Source organism: Siminovitchia terrae (genome assembly GCF_003605405.2).
Classification (GTDB): Bacteria; Bacillota; Bacilli; order Bacillales; family Bacillaceae_C; genus Siminovitchia; species Siminovitchia terrae.
The window spans coordinates 35,486-54,498 of sequence record NZ_QYTW02000027.1 but is presented as its reverse complement, the minus strand read 5'-3'; the positions used below and the strand labels follow the sequence as shown (position 1 = coordinate 54,498).

Annotated in this window: 16 protein-coding genes and 1 pseudogene; 6 read left to right on the top strand and 11 right to left on the bottom strand. The window is 39.5% G+C overall.

Annotated features, from left to right (window positions below):
* The first annotated feature begins 262 nt into the window (after positions 1–262).
* Together D5F11_RS20500 and D5F11_RS20495 are read left to right on the top strand one after the other, a co-directional pair.
* Positions 263–3,415 (top strand): hybrid sensor histidine kinase/response regulator, encoded by a 3,153-nt coding sequence (locus D5F11_RS20500; protein WP_245998276.1) that lies wholly within the window; start codon positions 263–265, stop codon positions 3,413–3,415.
* A 702-nt stretch (positions 3,416–4,117) separates the two neighbouring features.
* Positions 4,118–4,306 carry a hypothetical protein gene (locus tag D5F11_RS20495; RefSeq protein ID WP_120117981.1) on the top strand — a complete coding sequence of 63 codons (189 nt, stop codon included), beginning with the start codon at positions 4,118–4,120 and terminating at the stop codon, positions 4,304–4,306.
* A gap of 54 nt (positions 4,307–4,360) precedes the next feature.
* Here the strand turns inward: D5F11_RS20495 and D5F11_RS20490 are convergent, their stop codons facing one another.
* The 4 genes and pseudogenes from D5F11_RS20490 to D5F11_RS28240 form a co-directional block, all read right to left on the bottom strand.
* Complete coding sequence (locus tag D5F11_RS20490) at positions 4,361–6,100, bottom strand: AAA family ATPase (protein WP_120117980.1); 1,740 nt, start codon at positions 6,098–6,100, stop codon at positions 4,361–4,363.
* Between the two features lie 359 nt (positions 6,101–6,459).
* Positions 6,460–7,089, bottom strand: coding sequence for a pyridoxamine 5'-phosphate oxidase family protein (locus tag D5F11_RS20485; RefSeq protein ID WP_120117998.1), 630 nt, complete (start codon positions 7,087–7,089; stop codon positions 6,460–6,462).
* A gap of 34 nt (positions 7,090–7,123) precedes the next feature.
* Positions 7,124–7,309, bottom strand: coding sequence for a hypothetical protein (locus D5F11_RS20480; RefSeq protein ID WP_126646644.1), 186 nt, complete (start codon positions 7,307–7,309; stop codon positions 7,124–7,126).
* Between the two features lie 146 nt (positions 7,310–7,455).
* Positions 7,456–7,548 (bottom strand): annotated as a pseudogene (locus D5F11_RS28240) (N-acetylmuramoyl-L-alanine amidase); the annotation flags it as partial.
* Positions 7,549–7,686: 138 nt separating this feature from the next.
* On the opposite strand from D5F11_RS28240, the gene D5F11_RS20470 reads away from it, so the two are divergent.
* Entirely contained in the window at positions 7,687–8,130 is a 444-nt protein-coding gene (locus D5F11_RS20470; protein ID WP_120117979.1) for a MarR family winged helix-turn-helix transcriptional regulator, read from the top strand.
* On the top strand, positions 8,123–8,794 hold the full coding sequence (locus D5F11_RS20465; RefSeq protein WP_120117978.1) for a CPBP family intramembrane glutamic endopeptidase: 672 nt from the start codon (positions 8,123–8,125) through the stop codon (positions 8,792–8,794). Before D5F11_RS20470 ends, D5F11_RS20465 begins: the two co-directional genes overlap by 8 nt.
* 744 nt (positions 8,795–9,538) lie before the next feature.
* Here the strand turns inward: D5F11_RS20465 and D5F11_RS20460 are convergent.
* The 5 genes from D5F11_RS20460 to D5F11_RS20440 form a co-directional block, all read right to left on the bottom strand.
* A complete protein-coding gene (locus D5F11_RS20460; RefSeq protein WP_120117997.1) occupies positions 9,539–9,853 on the bottom strand; it encodes a DMT family transporter in 315 nt (104 codons plus the stop codon).
* Complete coding sequence (locus D5F11_RS20455; protein ID WP_120117996.1) at positions 9,853–10,239, bottom strand: DMT family transporter; 387 nt, start codon at positions 10,237–10,239, stop codon at positions 9,853–9,855. The genes D5F11_RS20460 and D5F11_RS20455 overlap by 1 nt, the downstream gene beginning before the upstream one ends.
* A 28-nt stretch (positions 10,240–10,267) precedes the next feature.
* A complete protein-coding gene (locus D5F11_RS20450) occupies positions 10,268–10,852 on the bottom strand; it encodes a TetR/AcrR family transcriptional regulator (protein WP_120117977.1) in 585 nt (194 codons plus the stop codon).
* A 146-nt stretch (positions 10,853–10,998) separates the two neighbouring features.
* Positions 10,999–11,406, bottom strand: coding sequence for a methylglyoxal synthase (gene mgsA / locus D5F11_RS20445; RefSeq protein WP_120117995.1), 408 nt, complete (start codon positions 11,404–11,406; stop codon positions 10,999–11,001).
* Positions 11,407–11,447: 41 nt separating this feature from the next.
* Positions 11,448–14,174 carry a GTP-binding protein gene (locus tag D5F11_RS20440; RefSeq protein ID WP_120117976.1) on the bottom strand — a complete coding sequence of 909 codons (2,727 nt, stop codon included), beginning with the start codon at positions 14,172–14,174 and terminating at the stop codon, positions 11,448–11,450.
* A gap of 489 nt (positions 14,175–14,663) precedes the next feature.
* On the opposite strand from D5F11_RS20440, the gene D5F11_RS20435 reads away from it, so the two are divergent.
* Together D5F11_RS20435 and serA are read left to right on the top strand one after the other, a co-directional pair.
* Positions 14,664–15,821, top strand: a complete 1,158-nt coding sequence (locus tag D5F11_RS20435; protein WP_120117975.1) for a pyridoxal-phosphate-dependent aminotransferase family protein — start codon at positions 14,664–14,666, stop codon at positions 15,819–15,821.
* Positions 15,814–17,427 (top strand): phosphoglycerate dehydrogenase, encoded by a 1,614-nt coding sequence (gene serA / locus D5F11_RS20430; protein WP_120117974.1) that lies wholly within the window; start codon positions 15,814–15,816, stop codon positions 17,425–17,427. Before D5F11_RS20435 ends, serA begins: the two co-directional genes overlap by 8 nt.
* Positions 17,428–17,521: 94 nt before the next feature.
* On the opposite strand, the gene D5F11_RS20425 is transcribed toward serA, so the two are convergent.
* Both D5F11_RS20425 and D5F11_RS20420 read right to left on the bottom strand, forming a co-directional pair.
* Positions 17,522–18,664 carry an HAD family hydrolase gene (locus tag D5F11_RS20425; RefSeq protein ID WP_120117973.1) on the bottom strand — a complete coding sequence of 381 codons (1,143 nt, stop codon included), beginning with the start codon at positions 18,662–18,664 and terminating at the stop codon, positions 17,522–17,524.
* 95 nt (positions 18,665–18,759) lie between these two features.
* Positions 18,760–18,948, bottom strand: coding sequence for a hypothetical protein (locus D5F11_RS20420; RefSeq protein WP_126646642.1), 189 nt, complete (start codon positions 18,946–18,948; stop codon positions 18,760–18,762).
* Between the last annotated feature and the right edge of the window lie 65 nt (positions 18,949–19,013).

Sequence of the window (19,013 nt, the reverse complement as noted above, 5' to 3'; positions counted from 1 at the left end):
GTAAAAAGGATCATCTTAAGCCCTCGAGATTAATACGCCATTGGATCAAAGAGACTATTGAAGCTGACAGAGTTAAAAACAACCGGTTGAGTTCAAAGTAATTTTTGCCGAACAATATAATGTAACAATTTGCATTTTTGTAAAATCCCTTCACAGGGATTTTTCTATTTCTAGAAGTTTCAGCATTTGAAAGAAATGTTCATCATCCTCCTTAGCACAGTGTTAGAGTTCACTGTTATAATAGACTTGAAGATTCAACAATATGAAAGGGGGAGTTGGCAAAAACCCGCCAACAACTCTAATGAAATTAAGATATATTTTTTTAATTCTGGGAATATTTTTAGTTATTTTATCCAGTTCTCGCGTTTTCTGGGCTGAAACCTTAAGTAATCAAAAACAACTGCCGATCATAAACGGACATTTAGATTTGCGTAACTGGAATGCTGAGGAAGGTGAAGTCCTTTTACTGGATGGGGAATGGGAGTTTTATCCCTCACAACTATTAATAGAACAGGAACCTCAGTCTCGACTAGAGACTGAAGCTCCAAAGCTCATCGAGGTTCCGGGAAAATGGAATGAAGCTTTAAACGCTAAAGAGCCAACACCATTTGGGTTTGCTTCCTATCGCTTGTTTCTTTATGTAAATCCGGAAAAGGATTTGAATTATAGTATTCAAATACCAAGCGTGCGAAGTTCTTCAGAAGTCTATGCCAACGGGCGACTTCTGGCAAAATCGGGAGAGATAGCAAAAAATAAAGATGAATACGTCGCAAAAAATCTACCTTATTCAACTACTTTTACGGCAGATGATAACGGAGTTATTGAAATTATCATTCAGGCAGCTAATTATGAGGATATACGGGGCAGCGGGGTCATCCGTTCGGTTAAATTCGGTTCAGAAGAAGCCATTGCCAAGAAAGTAAAGTTTTCCTCCTCTATGCAGCTCCTAGCTGCCGCTATTTTTCTTATACATTCTGTTTATGCAATTATTTTATTTTTTCTGGGAAACAAGGACAAAAAACTTCTATATTTCTCGGTGCTTACTTTTTGTGTGGCATTGATGAATTTATTAAGTAACGATGAAAAGTTATTTCATCAAATGTTTTATATAGGATATGAATGGGATTTTCGGTTGGCGAATGTCCTGATACCAGTCGCATGCTATACCTTGCTGGAATGTACGGATCATCGCCTGCTTCCCTATTGGCGTAGAATCTTTCCGATTTATTCTATTCTCATTTGGTGCACAGCCGGAATTACAATGATTTTAACCCCTTCCCAAATTATGACGATTTTTCCAGTTTATTTCCTGATGGCTGGCACTACTGCAGTAATTGTGTTGATTGCGATATTGAACAAACTCATTCGAGATATAAAAGGCAATCTTTTGCTGCTCCTTTCTCTAGCCGCACTCGGTCATCATTTCACCTGGGGCATTATTTGGCGAGAAAGCGGGATCAGTGTAACCTATTATCCATTTGATTTATTTATTTCAATTGGATGCTTTACATCTATTTGGTTCAAAGGTTACTTTAGAGTACATGCTGAAACAAAAGAATTGGCATCAACGTTACAAAGGATGAATGATCATAAGGATCAATTTTTGGCTACTACTTCGCATGAATTTAAAAACCCGCTTCATGGTATGTTGAACATGTCACAATCTATTTTGGAAAGGGAACAGGATTCGTTGCAAGAACGAAGTGTGAAAGAGCTCGAAACAATTCTATCAGTTGGTCGTAGGATGACACTGTTATTGAATGATTTACTTGAAGTTAGAAGCCTTCAGGAAGGTAATCCAACCCTAATGAAAAAAGCGATTGAGGTCCAGCACATTGTTGAGGGAGTTCTGGATATGCTTCGATTTATAGGAGATGCCAAATCTTTGAAGATGGTAAATCAAATTTCAGATGATTTTCCGCCAGTATTTGCTGATGAAAACCGGTTGATTCAAATCCTTTTCAATTTACTTCATAATGCGGTCAAATATACAAATGATGGCCAAATTACAATACGAGCTTTTGTAAAGAACCAAGATGCCTTCATTGTCATCAAGGATACCGGTATCGGAATGGATAGCGACATGCTTAAGCGCCTATTTAATCCTTATGAACAGGCGAATTCCAAAGAGACGATGATCGAAAGCGGATTTGGATTAGGGCTAAGTATAACTAAACAGTTGGTCGAACTTCATGGAGGGACTGTAGAAGTATCATCTGTTCCGGGAGAAGGATCTGAATTTACATTCTCCCTTAGTCTGGCACATTCAAAAGAAATAGAAGAGAATCCCGTCCCTATATCATCACCACCGGAGATTGGTCATGCTCAGGAAAAAAGCACACTTGGTATGGAAGAAAGCGGAACTCCTTCAGTGTTTGAGCGAAGAGTTTCAAAAGAAGGAGCTTTGTGTCGCTCGCCTATATTAGTTGTTGATGATGATCCAGTTAATCTTCAAGTGCTTGAGACAATATTGCCTCCTGAAAAATATGATGTCGCCATGGTCACAAGTGGCAAAGAAGCTTTAGCTCTGTTGGATAAAAAGGAATGGGATCTGGTCATCTCGGACATTATGATGCCTCATATGTCTGGGTATGAACTCACTCGACTGATTCGCGAGCGGTATTCACTTACTGAACTCCCCATTTTATTGCTTACAGCAAGAAGCGAACCAAGGGATATCCAAAGCGGTTTCTTAGCCGGAGCAAACGACTATGTAAAAAAACCTGTTGAAGCATTGGAAATAAGATCAAGGATCGAAGGATTGACGACAGTCAAAAAAGTCGTTCAAGAGCAACTGCAATTAGAAGCTGCATGGTTGCAAGCACAGATCCAACCTCACTTTCTTTTCAATACTTTAAACGCAGTGATAGCTCTAAGTGAAATTGACTTGGATAAAATGCGCGATCTGCTCGAAGAATTCAGTCATTTCTTGAGGCATAAATTTAAATTCCAAAATATGAATGAGCTAATTTCTATTGAAGAAGAACTAAGCGTAGTACGTTCTTATCTATACATTGAGCAAGTACGATACGAAAACAGGCTTCAAGTCATTTGGGAGATTGATGAATGTGAAACTCTAAGAATTCCATTCCTTACAATCCAGCCCTTAGTTGAAAATGCAATCCGGCATGGTATTATGAAACGTATTCATGGAGGTAAGATTTTCATCCGGGTTTCTGTCCACGGAACTCAAACTGAGATATCTGTGGAGGATGATGGAGAAGGAATGGATGAAGACACACTAAGCCAAATCAAAGAGACAAGGACAGAAAGTAAGTCTGGAGTCGGCCTGATTAATACTAACTTGCGTTTAATACGGCACTTTGGAACAGGCCTTGAAATCGAAAGTACACCTGGGCATGGAACAAAGGTATCCTTTATCGTGAAAAACAAAGCTCCTATTATGACAAAGTGAATAATATTCATCTGTTCTACAAAACTGATTCTCGTTTAATAAACTAACCAGTTAAAGACTACAATTTTGAAGTGAGCACTTATAGGATCTTTATAGAGACCCAAGTTTAATTAAAGTAAGCTTTAGAAAATCACATGACAGAACGATCCTCAGGTATGGTTCCCTGAACATCGTTCTTTTTTTATTTCTCGAGAGTCCGTCTTCTTAAAACGGCCTAGGCAATTTATTGCTACAATAATACCTATTCATCCATTGGTAATTGTGTCAGTCGCAGGCATTCCGCAATTTTCTCCTTCTTACTAGTATAAGCGCTGCTGATCAGGCACCTAATCAGGACTCAGTGAAATAAACGGTGAACATTTTTCTGAAAATAGTAAAAAAATACTATATCCCGCAGTTCTTTTTAGTACTAAATAGCTAATCCATTCAATTATTGCTCTTCATTTCCGAAAAAATTCTTCGACAAATTCTATAAAAATTCTCTCGTTATTTAAATAATAGATATGATTTTTCGATAATTTTATCTACAAACAATGAAAAAACACCTTAATATGAAAAAAATTGATCTCAGATATGAAAATAAATTTTACCTATTATAAATGGACTATAAGAAAAACAATAAACACTCTTTCAGATTTTGTATAGACGACATTGCTATGATTCTTTTATATCCAATATAAGGAATTGGAGGTGGATTCTGAAATGGAAAGACCCCAAATAAACATACGGATTTCAAAAGAATTAAAAGAAGAGTTCTATACCTACTGCAAAAGAGAGAATCTCCAACCATCCGCTTTAATACGCAACTGGATTGAAGAGGCTGTAGAGATCGATAAGGCAAAAAATAATGGGTTCAATTCAAACATACTTTTCCCTAGGAATATTATCTGATGTTGGATACAAAAAATCCCTCTATTGCCGTTTGCTGGGCAACAGAGGGATTTTTTATACGTTATACGCATAGTCATTATCTAGATTATTCCTTTGACCGCTCACAATCTCCTGAACTTCGGAACCGTCCAGAGTTTCCTTATGCATTAACATCTCGACAAGGTTATCATACTCCGTTTGATATGACTTGATAATGTTCTTTGTTTTTTCCAAAGCGTCATTGAAGAGTTCCTGCATTTTCTCTTCTTTTTTCTGCTTCTGAAAAGTAAGTGTAAAACCGTCTTGGAGCATACCCGTATCAACCATTTGCTCCAAAAGTTTTTTCGCCTGCTGCACGTCGCCGCTAACGCCAATGCTGTGCTCACCAAAGTAAAGACGTTCAGCGACACCCCCAGCAAGAATCATACTTACCTGGTCAAGCAGTTCGCTTGTTGTGGAGAGGTGCAGTTCCTTTTGAATAGGAGCCACATAGCCAAGTGCCTGACCACGCGGAATGATTGTCGCTTTCCTTACAGTGCCCGGCTTGGTGACTGCCTGTACAAGAGCATGTCCAGCTTCATGGATGGCTACACGTCTTTTCGTTTCCGGATCATTCAGAGATCGGGAAGTGCTGCCAAGGATTGTCCGGTCAATCGCATAGTCGAGGTCTTTCTTATTGATTTGTTCCCTTCCTTCACGGACAGCCCTTCTGCTTGCTGACTCAAACAATGAGTTGATTTCTGCCCCTGAGAAACCAGATGTACTTTCGGCAAGGATGCCAAGGGAAGCAACGACATCCTGTGCAAGATTTCTGCCTTTTGTATGGATATCGATGATTTCTCTTCGGCCTTTTGTGTCAGGAAGAGGAACATTGAATGTAAAGTCAATTCTGCCAGGACGCAGAAACGCATCATCCAGCATATCTTTTCTATTAGTAGCAGCAATAAATAGAACACTCTCGTTATCATGCCCGCCATCAAGCTGTACAAGTAGCTCAGTTAACGTTTTTTCCGTTTCTTCTCCGCCATGGGCCTTACGTTTGCCGGCAAGTGCGTCAACTTCATCGATAAAAATAACAGCTGGCTTCTGCTTCCGGGCGTTTTCAAATAAGGAGCGGACACGTGAAGCTCCAACACCAACAAATAGCTCGTTGAAAGCGGAACCTGAAGCAGTGAAGAAAGAAGCCCCAATTTCACGTGCAATTGCCTGTGCCAGCAATGTTTTACCCGTTCCAGGAGGCCCGTACAATAAAATTCCTTTTGGAGCCTCAACACCTACCTTGGCAGACTTGTCCGGATCTTTGATAATCTCCAATGTCTGAAGGATTTCCTCTTTCATTTCTTCAGGTAATCCTCCCACATCATCAAGAGTGATGGAAGGAAGCGGCACTTCCTTTGAAGTGCTGTTCTTCATAGCTGTAACGCCAATTTTTCCCTTCTTATGCAAAACGAACGCTGCTCCTGCCATAAGAATAATAAGGCCTCCGACGACCCAATTCCCTGCTTGGCTGCCGTTCGAATATTTATAATCAATATGGTAAGTCTCAACAAGCTTTTCCACCATTTGGCTATTTGGCCTAACATGGGAGATAAACTTACCATCTGGAGTTTTAAGATACAATGTCCCATCGGACGTTTCCTTGAGTGAAACCAATTCGCCACTTTGAGCTTTGATCGTGTCTTCCATCTTAGAAAATGGAATGACGGTTCCCTTATCCATTGTTTGAACCGCCCACACGATGCATGCTGCAACAATGACAATAAGACCAATGGCTAGAGGAACAATCTTCGTTGTGAATTTCGAATTAGGTTTCACCGGTCCAGCTCCCTTAATTTATATAAATCTATTACATAGTATAATATCATTTAGACGTAAACACCAGTACGAAATATCAAAAAGTATTGATATATCAACGTTTACCAGTTTTTTGTAATATTTCAGATTGCAGGATAATGTATAAAAAAGCACGTACTTAGGGCTACTTTTGGAGCGATTTGGGACTTAAAAATAATATATGGGTAGATGCTAGATAGTAAAAAACAAGCTCGGTCTGAGAACCGGGCTTGTTTTAATGTAAACAATTTCTTAATTAGCTTAAAAACATTGGATATTTGGAAAATAGTAGGAGGTTGTTATATATCCTATCCTTTTTCAACTGACGTACATTTTTTAGTTTAATAAAGCCGTTTCGTATAACTTTCCTCAAGAATATCAACAACTTTTTGATTTGAAATTTTCGAGTGAGCAGATAAAATTTTTGAAGCAGAAGGCAATGTTTCTTTATCCGGCCAAGAATCCGGTTCCCATAAATTTGAACGTTTAAAGGCTTTGGCACAATGGATAAAACATTCATCAACTTTTACACCAATGCCTAAAAGTGGTTTTCGTTCATTAACTTTCATTTTTTCAAGTAGTTCTTCATCTTTCACTAAAGTGGCCTTTCCATTAACTCTAAGCGTTTCTTCCATACCTGGAATTATAAAGAGAAGCCCCACTCTGGGATTTGATAGAATATTACGCATAGAATCAATTCTTCTATTTCCTGGTCTTTCAGGTATAATTAAGTGTTTTTCATCTAAGACAAGAACAAACCCTGGCTTATCTCCTCTTGGAGAAGCGTCGCAACAACCAGCATCATCTGCTGTAGAAATAACTAAAAATGATGATTTAGAAATAAAATTTGAACAATGAGTATCTAAATATGTAATTACCTTATTCTCTACTAATTTACTAGGAGATCCTACAATCGTGCGAAGCTCTTCCTCAGATTCAATAGTTTGACTAAACCTTTGATTAGATCCCATTTCCATACCTTCCCCTCTTCTTTGAGATAACCAATTAACCACAAAAAACTCTACATTTACACAATAGCAGATAAAATACGCCTTGGCGCATTTGCGCCCAGATTTTATCGAGCTCCGCTCGATAAATTTCCTCTGAAAATCTGTGGCATCCGCCGGAGGCTTTGACTTTATTCAGCCGGGGTTTGAGCCCCCACTGAATGGAATACCAATATGCATTCATCTCACCACTTACAGAAGTGGAAAATTTCTACTGAATGAAGTTAATAAACTAGACTGTTAGTTTAATAATAACAAACTTACGTTTGTTACCACACTTAAATCCATATTCGCATAATAAAGGCCGGTCAGCGCCGGTTATTTTTGTATTTACACTTTTTCCACATACTGTGTATTTGCTGTAATATAGTTACCTGATTTTAACTTGTACATCTTGGAGCCATTCAATGTCAGAGTATCTACACTATAAATACAGAGCCTTTACCTCATATCTGCCCTGTACTTTCTTGACAATTCTAAATACAACGCATATAGTTTAACCAAACGAACTATTTATATACATAAAATGTTTAACTTTATAAATATTAAGAGGTGAATAATTTGAACCAAGGTGAATTTATTAAAGAAGGTTTTTTATTATTTGATAAAATCAATCATCATTTAGTAATAAACTATTACTCTTTACTAGAAATTGAACTCTCACCAAAGCAGTTTATGGTACTACATCTTATAAATGAAATTGAACCAGCAAAGATTCAAGACATATCTCATCAGTTACACCTATCAATGAGTTCAGTAAGTCAACTGGTTAATAAGCTAGAGCAAGAAAACTATGTCTCAAGAAGTATTAATCCCCAAAATAGAAGGGAAATTTTGGTGACAGTAGGTAAGAAAGGAAAGGAATTTTTTAAAAAGTATGAGGAAATGGATGACTTAGTTATAGAAAAGTATTATTCTAAATTATCCATAAAAGAAACAAAGCAATTTAGAGATTTTGCCAAAAAATTGTATACTCTAATCACTGAGGAATCTGACCATGTTTAATTGGGCGGTGTTTTTAACTCTCGTTTCTATCTCTATCCCAGGTACGACTATTTCTTCAATTATGCTTAATAAAAAATCGGCTTCGGGAAAAAGAGAAGTACCTATTATTGTAGCTATTATTTTACAAATGGTTTTCCTAAGTATATTTGTAGCATTGGGTGTCGCATTAATCAATAAAATAAATCTTAATGCAGAGAATATCTATATTAGTAGTTGGATTGAGGCAGCTATAGTAGGTATTGGATGTTCAATTACACATATTTTAATCTATTATGGTTTCTTTAAACCTCTTTTAGGCAAAGCTTTTTATAAGATTGAAAAACATAGAAATTCAATTGGCATCGCTAATCGAATACTGTATGCTAGTGTAGTTGAAGAGCTAATCTTTCGTTGGGGAATCCTGAGTTTACTACTTTGGATCACGCAATCGGTGCTCATATCTATAGTTGTATCTAGTTTGATTTTTACCCTAGCACATTATCACGGTTCCTCAATAGTCGGGAAATCATTTACACTGTATAGCTACATATTTATTGGTAATATGCTTGTAGGCATTATTTGTGGATGGCAATTTTATGATAATGGCATATTTGCTGCAATACTGGTTCATATGTGCTTTCATTTAACTTTATATCCGTTTGAAGTTAAAGTTCTAAAAAAGTGACCAGAATAAACCGTCAGAATAATCCAACTAAAACTACATCTCTCATGGTTAAGAATTACGTTCGAAAAAAATAAAATAGCCCCACTTTTATCGAGCACCGCTCGATAAATTTCCTCTGAAAATCTATGGCACCGCTGGGGGCTTTAACTTTATTCACTCAGCTGGGGTTTGAACCCCCACTAAATGGAATACCAATAGGCATTCATCTCACCACCTACAGAAGTGGGAGACTTCTGCTGAATGAAGTTAAAGTGTACTCTATAAAGTAGAAACATAAAAAGTCTACCTATAATTAAGAACTACAACTAGAGAAATCAACATGGTGACGTAGAAATTATGAGTAAGAAGATTTTTACAGAGATAAAAATTAAACTACTATCATCTAATAAATAATTTCTTTTTTTCTTTGTTTAGATTCTGTTTGTTACTTTTCAGCATATTTATGCTCAACAGCTTTCAAAAGAGAAGACCGGGGAAGTTCTACACAGAAAACGTGAATTTGAGGTGGAGCGAGTCTTTAGGTCCTAAAGGCCAATTTGCGTTTTACCCGTTTGTCCATAAGGAGCCAAGAGAAAGCGGAAAACGAATGAGGATTTGCGTTCATGGCTGTGAACTTAAGGTAATACATCGCCACGAACAACCAGTATGCTATTTAAGCAAAAAAGCAACCTATAAAAAAGGTTCCAACCGTCCGCTTTGGTGGTTGGAACCTTTTTTAATTATTTTGACAAGCTATTCCCCGCCTCACGAAACTGCTTTAAGTCCTGTCACTCCGACAATGATCAAAAACAAACTTGCAATTCGCGCAAGACTTTTCGATTCACCAAAAAAAAGCATGTTAACAAGTACAGCACCTGCCGTTCCTACTCCAATCCATACGGAATAAGCAACAGTCAACTGTAAATAATTTAGTGACTCATAAAGGAAAACGAAAGAAGCTGCAAATCCACCGAGATAGATCGCTCCATTTCTGATCGTTTTCTTTTCACTGAACATTTTCAACCCCATCACGCCTGTTATTTCACTGGCTGATGCTAAAAATACGAATAACCATCCCATCATTCTACAGCCTCTCTTTTTTGTTCATCTTTCAGATCAGCAATGTTTAAGCTGATGACTCCGACCACTACAATAAAAATAAATAGTAGTTTTCCGCCATTAAAGCTTCCTCCAAAAAGGAAAACGTCCATTAATGCTGTACCCACTGTACCAATTCCGGCAAAAACGGCATACACTGTTCCGGTCGGGAGACCCTCACAAGCTTTATATAAAAATTGGAAATCTACTATGATCAATCCGACAACAATTAGCCAATGCCACCATACTGCAGCATGATTAAAACCAAAGATCCAAAATAACTCAAACAAGCTTGTTAATCCAACATACAACCATGACTTATTCACAAATAACACTCTCCATCTATTCCTTGACTGACTATCAGTCATTTTCTTCAAAAAGAAATGCGCTGGTAAATTAGTTCTGAATGCCCAGTGCATGCTCCAAAAACATAATAAGTTCTGATTTTTGCATTCTCTCTTCTTCTTCATTCACTGCATCATACAAGTATATCTGCTCAGCAGCAGCCTCTATAAAGGCAATCATTAACTTTGACGTACGTTCCGGGTGAACAGAACTCCTTATTTTCCCATTTAATTTAGCAGTTGTTAAAAAGTCACTCATCCAAGAGTAAAAAGCATCGTAAATCGTTTCCCAGTTTTTCAAATTATCATCAGTGGAAAGCCCTGCATAGATCAATGCCAATACTTCCCGATAATTCTTTGTAACCCTGAAAATAGCATTCACAATTTGGGACAACTGAGTGGAGATTGAGTCACTCTCATCCACCTCATTTTTGACTTCGACCATAAACTTTTTAACCATTACCTCAGCAATGGCAGGCATCACTGACAGCTTTGAAGGAAAGTATAAATAAAAAGTTCCCTGCGCGATTCCAGCTAATTTGACAATATCTGAAACCTTGGTTTTTTCAATGCCTTTCTCCTGAAAAACCTGAACCGCAGCATTAATTATTTTCTCTTTCTTACTTATATCGACCATCCTCCCCTCAATGACTGACTATCAGTCATTTTATCAGAAGTTTTTCAGTTTGTCCAGCAGCTTTCTGTCTCTATCCAGATAAACTAAAAAACTGCACCCCGATTATTATCTAACAATTGGAGTACAGTTCATTAAGGCTGCTGTTTTTAATGTAATTCACTGTGAATGATTGATCTCCATTCAAGGTCTCCGCGTTCCAAGCCCCGAATTAACAGTTCAGCGGTCCCCATATTGGTAGCTAAGGGAACACCGTACACATCACTCAGCCTCATCAATGCCGATATATCCGGCTCATGCGGCTGAGCGGTCAGGGGATCTCGGAGGAAAATAATCATGTCTATTTGATTTTGAGCAACTAATGCTCCAATTTGCTGGTCGCCTCCAAGCGGCCCGGACTCGAACCGCTGGATGTCTAGGCCGGTTGCTTCTTGAATTCTAGATCCGGTTGTTCCTGTTGCGTAAAGTTTGTGATCCTTTAGGATATGGCGGTAGGCCATTGCGAATTGGACTATGTTATCCTTTTTCTTGTCGTGAGCAATCAAGGCTACGTTCAAAGCTTTCCCTCTTTCTTCATTAAAATTCAAAGACCTTATAATCAGTATACGTGCTTGTTGCTTTTCTCCTGAAATTCAAGCCATTCCAGTTGGCGCAAGCGCACATCAAACAGTCTGATTGGATCACGGAAAGTCTCCGGATGAGATTTCATTTCAGTGAGCGCTGTCTTGTTTTGATCAACTTGCTCCTGATAAGAAGCAGCTGATTTTTTCAAAGCTGTAAAAGGTTCCTTGAAAAACAGGGAAATATCCCGCGGAATGGCTTTTTCAAGGATTTCAAACTGGCGGAAAAACTTGTTTGCGATCGATTCCGCAGTCTCATTGTAATTTTCATTTTCAACGAAGCTTTTATATCTGTTATACATCATCGTATTATTCGCTGGGATAACGCCGAATATCTTCCCTGCACTTTTCAGCAGCACCTGAGAAGGAGTCCTCTTTAACAAAATATTTTCCTGGTCCATTTGAATAGCTCCAGTCATCCTGTCAGCATCCCGCTGCCAATCTGCTAAAATTTGAAAATCACATTCCAAACGGATCCGCTCTTCCCCCATCAGATCATTGAAGCTGTCATTCCAACTGATCAATAGTTCCTGAGCTTCATTCAGCTCGCCTTCCGATAAGCTGATCCAGTTTTGCAGGGAACTGATATATGCGGGGTGGACGGTATATTGCAAGTACTCGTCAATCCTTTTGTTCATTTCATCATTCAATTCATGATGAATGTTGCCAAAATCACTATCCTCGCGAAGAATATCTGCAGATTCTTTAATCAATTTCGGAATCGTATTTAAAATATCAGCTTGTATTTCATCTTTAAGCGACCGGTAAGCACTTTGAATTACTTTTGTCTTTTCTTCTTCCAAATCATAAAGCTGATGGATAGCCCCCTGAAGTTTTGAAAGCAAATCCTCATCGAATTGTATGGATTTGAGCAGCTTTTCCTCCACCTTTACTTGCTGCTGAAGTAAGTGTTTGATTGTTCCACGGATAAAAAACAGCATGTTTCCACTCCGAAGTCGTTCGTTCCGCTCTGTTTTAAGGTGCTGATCGATAAAATGGGACAGTGCCTCCTGCTGCTGTTCATCGTCCTCTTCTGCAGAGTATATGATCAACTCAGCATCTGGGAAATAGTTTTTGATTCTTTTTCCAATAACAGAAATCTTATCAGAGGTCAGCTGTTCACTCTTTTTCAATACAAAATGAACAGGACATAAAGGGACTCTTTCTGTCACATCCAATAAAAACTCACATTCTTGAGTAGAAAATGGTTCAATTGAATTTAGGACGAATAACAAGCTGTCGCTCATCCTCACATATTCCAGAAAATGTTTATTTTTTTTGTTCAGTCCATTCAGATCTGGATAATCGATGATCGCAACATCATGCTTTTGTAAAAAAGCATTGGGTTCTAAGTAGACAAGCATGGTGTCCTGCCGACTTTCTGCCTCAATAATTTCCTTGCTCGTTGTAACGGCCGATATTCCTTCATCAGCCATCAACTGAAATCCAGTTTCTTCTCCGTTCTTGTATAAAACGGGAAGAGATGTATCAATTAAGCTGCTGTCTGGCTGCTTAAGCATTAAATGGACAAATGAGGACTTCCCACTGTTTGATTTGCCCGCGATCATCCACCTTCTCGATTTTAAATCTGAAAGCTGGTTTAAGCTGCTTTCGAATCTTTTGTGAAGGTTCAAATCTCTTTCATCTGCCCATTTCTGGATAACCTCGACCAGTCCGGATATTTTTTCCATCAGCGTCCCCTGATCAGCCGATTTTGCCAGACTTTCTTCCGCAGAGTGGACTACTTCCTGATTCATCTGTGAAGGAAAGACATCGTTCCATGCTAACACACCAGCTGATGCCAATGGAGTCGTTTTAATATCCGCAACCTTCAGCCATGCAGTCAAAAGATTCGGCAAGATTTCTGTTAGGTCTGCCAAATTATACCTTCCCGAAAGCAATTGTATAAAAGTGTTATTTATTAACTCAGGCAATGACTTCCATTTATACGAATGCTGCAAATCTGAATCAAGTAAAATGATGGTGGCTTCCGTGATCCATGACAAATAATCTTCACGCTGTTCATGGCTTTTCCAAAGGGCTGCCATCAATTTTTCAAATAAAGCAAGATCCACCTTTTGTGCCAAATATAGGATTGGTACAAAATGAGAGGCCCCCTGCGATTTTGTATGACCATTCTCAATGAAAGAATGAATCTTTTGGAACCATTCAGGCAATTTCGTCCGCGCCGCTTCGTTTACAGCAAGCTCAACTGCACTGTTCCAATCTTCCTGTTCTTCAAAAAAGGCGCATGCCAGCTCCGTCACATTCTGATAATCCGGATGAATAGCAACGGCATTTTTAATCATTTGGTCAGCCTCTGGATACTTCTGCTGTTCCAAATAAAGTGTGAACAACTGCAGAGCCACTTCTGTATTCAAGATAAGGGAGTCTGATGTTATTGATTTGTAAATATCCTCCGCTGTGCTCAAAAAGCCAAGTTCAAAGTACGCATCAGCGATATTCTTTTTTGCCCAAGGCTCCAGTTCATTATGTATGTTCTCCCATTTAAAAATGGCTGCCTCGTAATCACAGTTATGAAAGTACACTTCACCTTGGGCAAATCGAATATAAGACAGATCGGCCATATCCTTTTTTTGTTCTTCTAAATAAAGCTCTCCCAACTGGCGAATGGGATGCTCCTCCAAGTCTCCTTGCAAGAACTTTTCCTCGTAATATGCTCTTTTTACCAAGCAGTCTTCCATTTTCAATACCTTCACCCGCCCGTTTGTTTAGATTATCACTTTTATCCATATTACTATATTTCTATGATAGATTCTCGTATGAATCACTTTTAATTGGCAACACCTTTTGTAAACGGATTCAGTATTTTGTTAACATTTTAAACTTAATTTCTTAACTTTCCCCCTTTTTATTGACACTTTGTTGTGCTAAAATGTTTCATATAATTGAATCACCTTAATCTGTAATGATGGAGAAGGCTTGAAGTAAGATCTTGAGAGAGTCGGTGGTTGGTGAAAACCGATGATTTTACCTCAAACAGCCCAGCACTCCGGAACTGGCGCCTGCGCCCGGCCATATGCCGTTATCTTCTCGAGACTATTTCAGGAAATGTTATTTTCTAAGTAGTGAACGAGGGTGGCACCACGGATATTTACGTCCCTCATAACAAGGCATCTATGCCTGTTATGAGGGGTTTTTCATTTAATTCATTTTGAAAGGATGAACAATCAGTGTTTTTAGACAAAGAGTATCTGTTTACACCTGGACCTACTCCGATTCCAGATCGAGTGAATGTTGCGATGAGCAAGCCGATGATCGGCCATCGCAGTGCTGCATTCCCTGCATTACTAGAAGATGTGTCCACAAGACTTCAGCCGGTTTTTGGATCGGACAATCCTGTTTGCATCATCTCAGGCAGCGGAACAGGAGCTTTAGAAACTGCCGCAGTCAACACAATTGAACCAGGCGACGATGTTGTCGTCATCGTTGGTGGAGCTTTTGGCGATCGCTTTGCAAAAATATGTGAAGCTCATGGAGCCAATGTGCACAGACTCGAAGTGGAATGGGGCAAAGCATGCCAGCCTGAACAGCTTGAAGATTTTATTAAGACAGCTAATACAAGTTTCAAGGCAGTTTTTGCCACTTACTGTGAAACTTCCACTGCTGTAATTCATCCAATCAAAGAACTCGGCGAGGTGACCAAGCGTGTATCTGATGCGCTTTTCATCGTCGACGGTGTCAGCTGTATCGGTGGCGTACCTGCTGATATGGCAGGCTGGAATATCGATATTTTGGTTTCTGGCTCACAAAAAGCGTTAATGCTTCCACCAGGGCTCGCTTTCGTAGCAGTTAGTGATCACGCAAAAGATGTAATCAAAAACAATAAATCCAACCGCTTTTTCTTTGACTTGAACCGTTATTTCGATTCCTATGACCAAAAAAGATCCACTCCGTTCACTCCAGCGGTCTCTCTTATTTACGGGGCCCAAGAAGTCTGCCAGATGATCGAAGAAGAAGGAATGGAAAATGTCATCAAGCGTCATGAGCTCTTAAAAACAATGACTCGCGAAGGGGTCAAAGCATTGGACATCCCGCTTTTGACATCTGATGATGTTGCTTCTCCAACCGTCACAGCTGTAAAACCGGAAAATGGAAAAGCGAATGAAATGAAAAAAATGATGCTTGATCAATACAGAATTTCACTTGCTGGCGGTCAACAAAAATTATCCGGTGAAATTTTCCGGATTGGTCATATGGGATATTGCACGCCATTTGACGTGTTAACTGTATTAGGTGCACTTGAAATGACCATCAAGGCAATTGAAGGCAAAGACACACTCGGCGTCGCCACTAGAAGAGCACAGGAGGTTTGGGCTGAACATGTATAAAGTGTTAGTAACAGATTCAATCAGCGATACGGGATTAAAGGCACTGTATGATCATCCGAATTTTACCGTAGATAAGAAATCAGGATTATCTCCTGAAGAGATAAAAGAAATCTTCAAAGACTACGACGCATTGATTGTTCGAAGCCAGACACAGGTGACAGAGGATCTCCTTAACGCAGCTGAAAAACTTCGCGTTGTTGCCCGCGCTGGTGTTGGGGTTGACAATATTGATGTAAATGCTGCAACTAAGAAGGGAATTCTCGTAATCAACGCTCCTGGCGCCAACACAATTGCTGCTGCGGAACATACAATGGCCATGATGCTTTCTTTGGCCCGCCGAATTCCACATGCACACATGTCTACTTCAGCAGGAAACTGGGATCGCAATGCTTTCAAAGGCGTTGAATTATATGAAAAAACCCTCGGTATTATCGGAATGGGTAAAATTGGGGCAGAAGTTTCAAAGAGAGCGAAAAAATTCGGCATGAAAATCCTGGGCTACGATCCTTATTTGACTGAGGATCGCGCAAACCAAATGGGCATCACAAAAGCCACTTTGGATGAAATTGCCGAAGCTGCAGACTTCATAACCGTCCATACACCGCTTACGAAGGATACAAAGGGCCTGATCAATGACGATTACTTGGCTAAAACAAAAAAAGGTGTACGAATCATCAACTGCGCACGTGGCGGCATCATTGATGAAAACGCCCTTGTTCGCGGACTCAATTCCGGACAAGTGGCAGGTGCAGCCATCGATGTTTTCGAAACTGAGCCTGCCTCCAATCAAGAATTACTCAGCCATCCAAATGCAATTGTCACACCTCACCTTGGCGCTTCGACTGTAGAAGCACAGGAAAAAGTAGCGCAGGAAGTCAGTGCAGAAATCATCGATATTTTCGAAACAGATTCCATTCGCCATGCGATTAACATGCCGCAAGTTTCTGGCGAAACTCAGAAAAAGCTTCAACCATTTATTGATCTTGGAGAACAAGTTGGAATTCTTGCAATCCAACTGCTGAAACAAGCTCCAGAAAAAATTGAAATAAATTATTACGGAAATCTAGCCAAAGAAGATAACGACTTCTTAACAAGAACGATGATTAAAGGAATCCTATCACATCATTTAAGTGATTCCGTTAATATGATTAACGTTCTTCATTTATTGAATGACCAAGGAGTCTCTTTTAACGTTACCAACAATCCGACTTCCAAAGGATTCGCGAGCTATATGGAATTAACTTTGTATAATGGTAACGACAGCGCCAGCATCGGAGCCACTATCCTTAACGGTTATGGCGCACGTATCGTGAAGATGAACGAATACAGCGTTGACGTTCGTCCAGAGCGCTTCTTGCTATATATCGAACACCACGATGTCCCTGGAATGATCGGACGTGTCGGATCCATCCTCGGCAGCCACCAGATCAACATTGGTACGATGCAGGTTGGAAGAGCCGAAGCTGGTGGAGAAGCCATTATGGTTCTTACCCTCGATAAAAAAGTCGACGATGAAGTTGCCAAAGATTTGGTTGAAATGGACGGCTTGAGAGCTGTTCAGTTCCTTGAACTGCCGAACGAAAACATACCAGTTTATCACGGTTAATCGACTTTTGATCAATCTGGACATGCAATTCGATTAAAATTTGTTACAAAAAGGGATCCTGCTCTCAATCAAAGTGCAGGATCTCTTTTTAATGTTATTTTACTAAAGAAAGTATGAGGTTCTTCACATCAAGGACACCGTCTAAAATATAATCCGCATTATATTCCTCAAATTCAGGACGTGCATCCTTACCAGATAATCCGGTAAGGACTGCTGCGAACAAGCACCCCATCTTTCTTGCAGCCAATAGATCTGCAAGAGAATCGCCAACAATAAGCGTCTCATGGCCATTTTCAACAGGCAATTCCTCTGCAAGACATTCGTCATCTGTCTTCGTCTTGCCTGATAAAGCCTTTATATAGGTAAATGGGTGAGGTTTTGAAAGGGAAGGTCCTTCAGGATGCGTCCGCTCAGCTCTTAATACATCATCTGCTGTAACAATGTAACTTGTGTCAAAATGTTTCATCCAGTCCAACGCTTTAAATGGCTCGATCGTTTCGAGCTCTGGACGTCCTGTGCCAATTCCGACCCTTACACCGCTGTTTGTCAGTGTATCAAAAAGCTCAGCAATCTTTTCTTTATCGGCAAGCACTTTTTCATCAGACATGAATCCGGCTTTTCCAGTCTGGACTGATGGTCTTCCGGTGGATTCAAGCACGTGTTCATCTCCAACATACCACTCTTGGGAAACAAGCTCGCATGTTGACCAAAGCTGATCCATCTTCCCGAACATTCTTGTTTCGACACCGAACTTTTCTTTTGACAGATAATCCAAATGATCCATCAACCCCTGCTGTGTCGGCTTGGCGCCTTGAAAGTCAACAAGGAATTTTTGAAAATCGAATACCAGATCTCTGCCATCCAACGCCTCTCCTATTTCCAATAAAACTTTGCGGTCAATCTCGTTCGTCAGCCATTTTGTAATGTTGTTTTCAAGTTCGTCCTTTACTTGCTCCAATAAGTGAAGGAGCTGATAAGCGGCTGTCAAATAGATCATATCCCAATTGGCGTTCAGTCCACCTGCTTTTAAAAATTTCAATACTCTATCATCTACAAAGATTTCTTTCCGTATATTTTCAATTTCCTCATTTGTGAGGTTTGTTTTAAATTTTTCAGAATCTATTCCCAAATAATTAGGACTGATCAAAACTTCCCATACAGCAAGGGCGGACATGTCAAAATAGCGCTCCTCACTTAATAACACACCATCTACATCGAATAATACCGTCTTTACCATGAGTATCTCCTTTTCCTGGCTGCTTTTTCCCTTTAGTGTATCATAGGATGAGGATTATTTCTTCATGTACGATGAACTTTCACATTATCACATTATTATTTTGCAGGAAAATCGAAGCTAAGCTCCTTGCGGTCCGAATCATGGGACTTATCAAATGCGCTTTGGCGTATTTGCGCCCAGATTTTCTCGAGCTCCGCTCGATAAATTCCTCTGAAAATCTGTGGTTTAACTTTATTCAGCCGGGGTTTGAACCCACACTGAATGGAATACCAATATGCATTCATCTCACCACTTACTGAAGTGGAAGACTTCTGCTGAATGAAGTTAAAATACATTCTCTAGGGGCTCT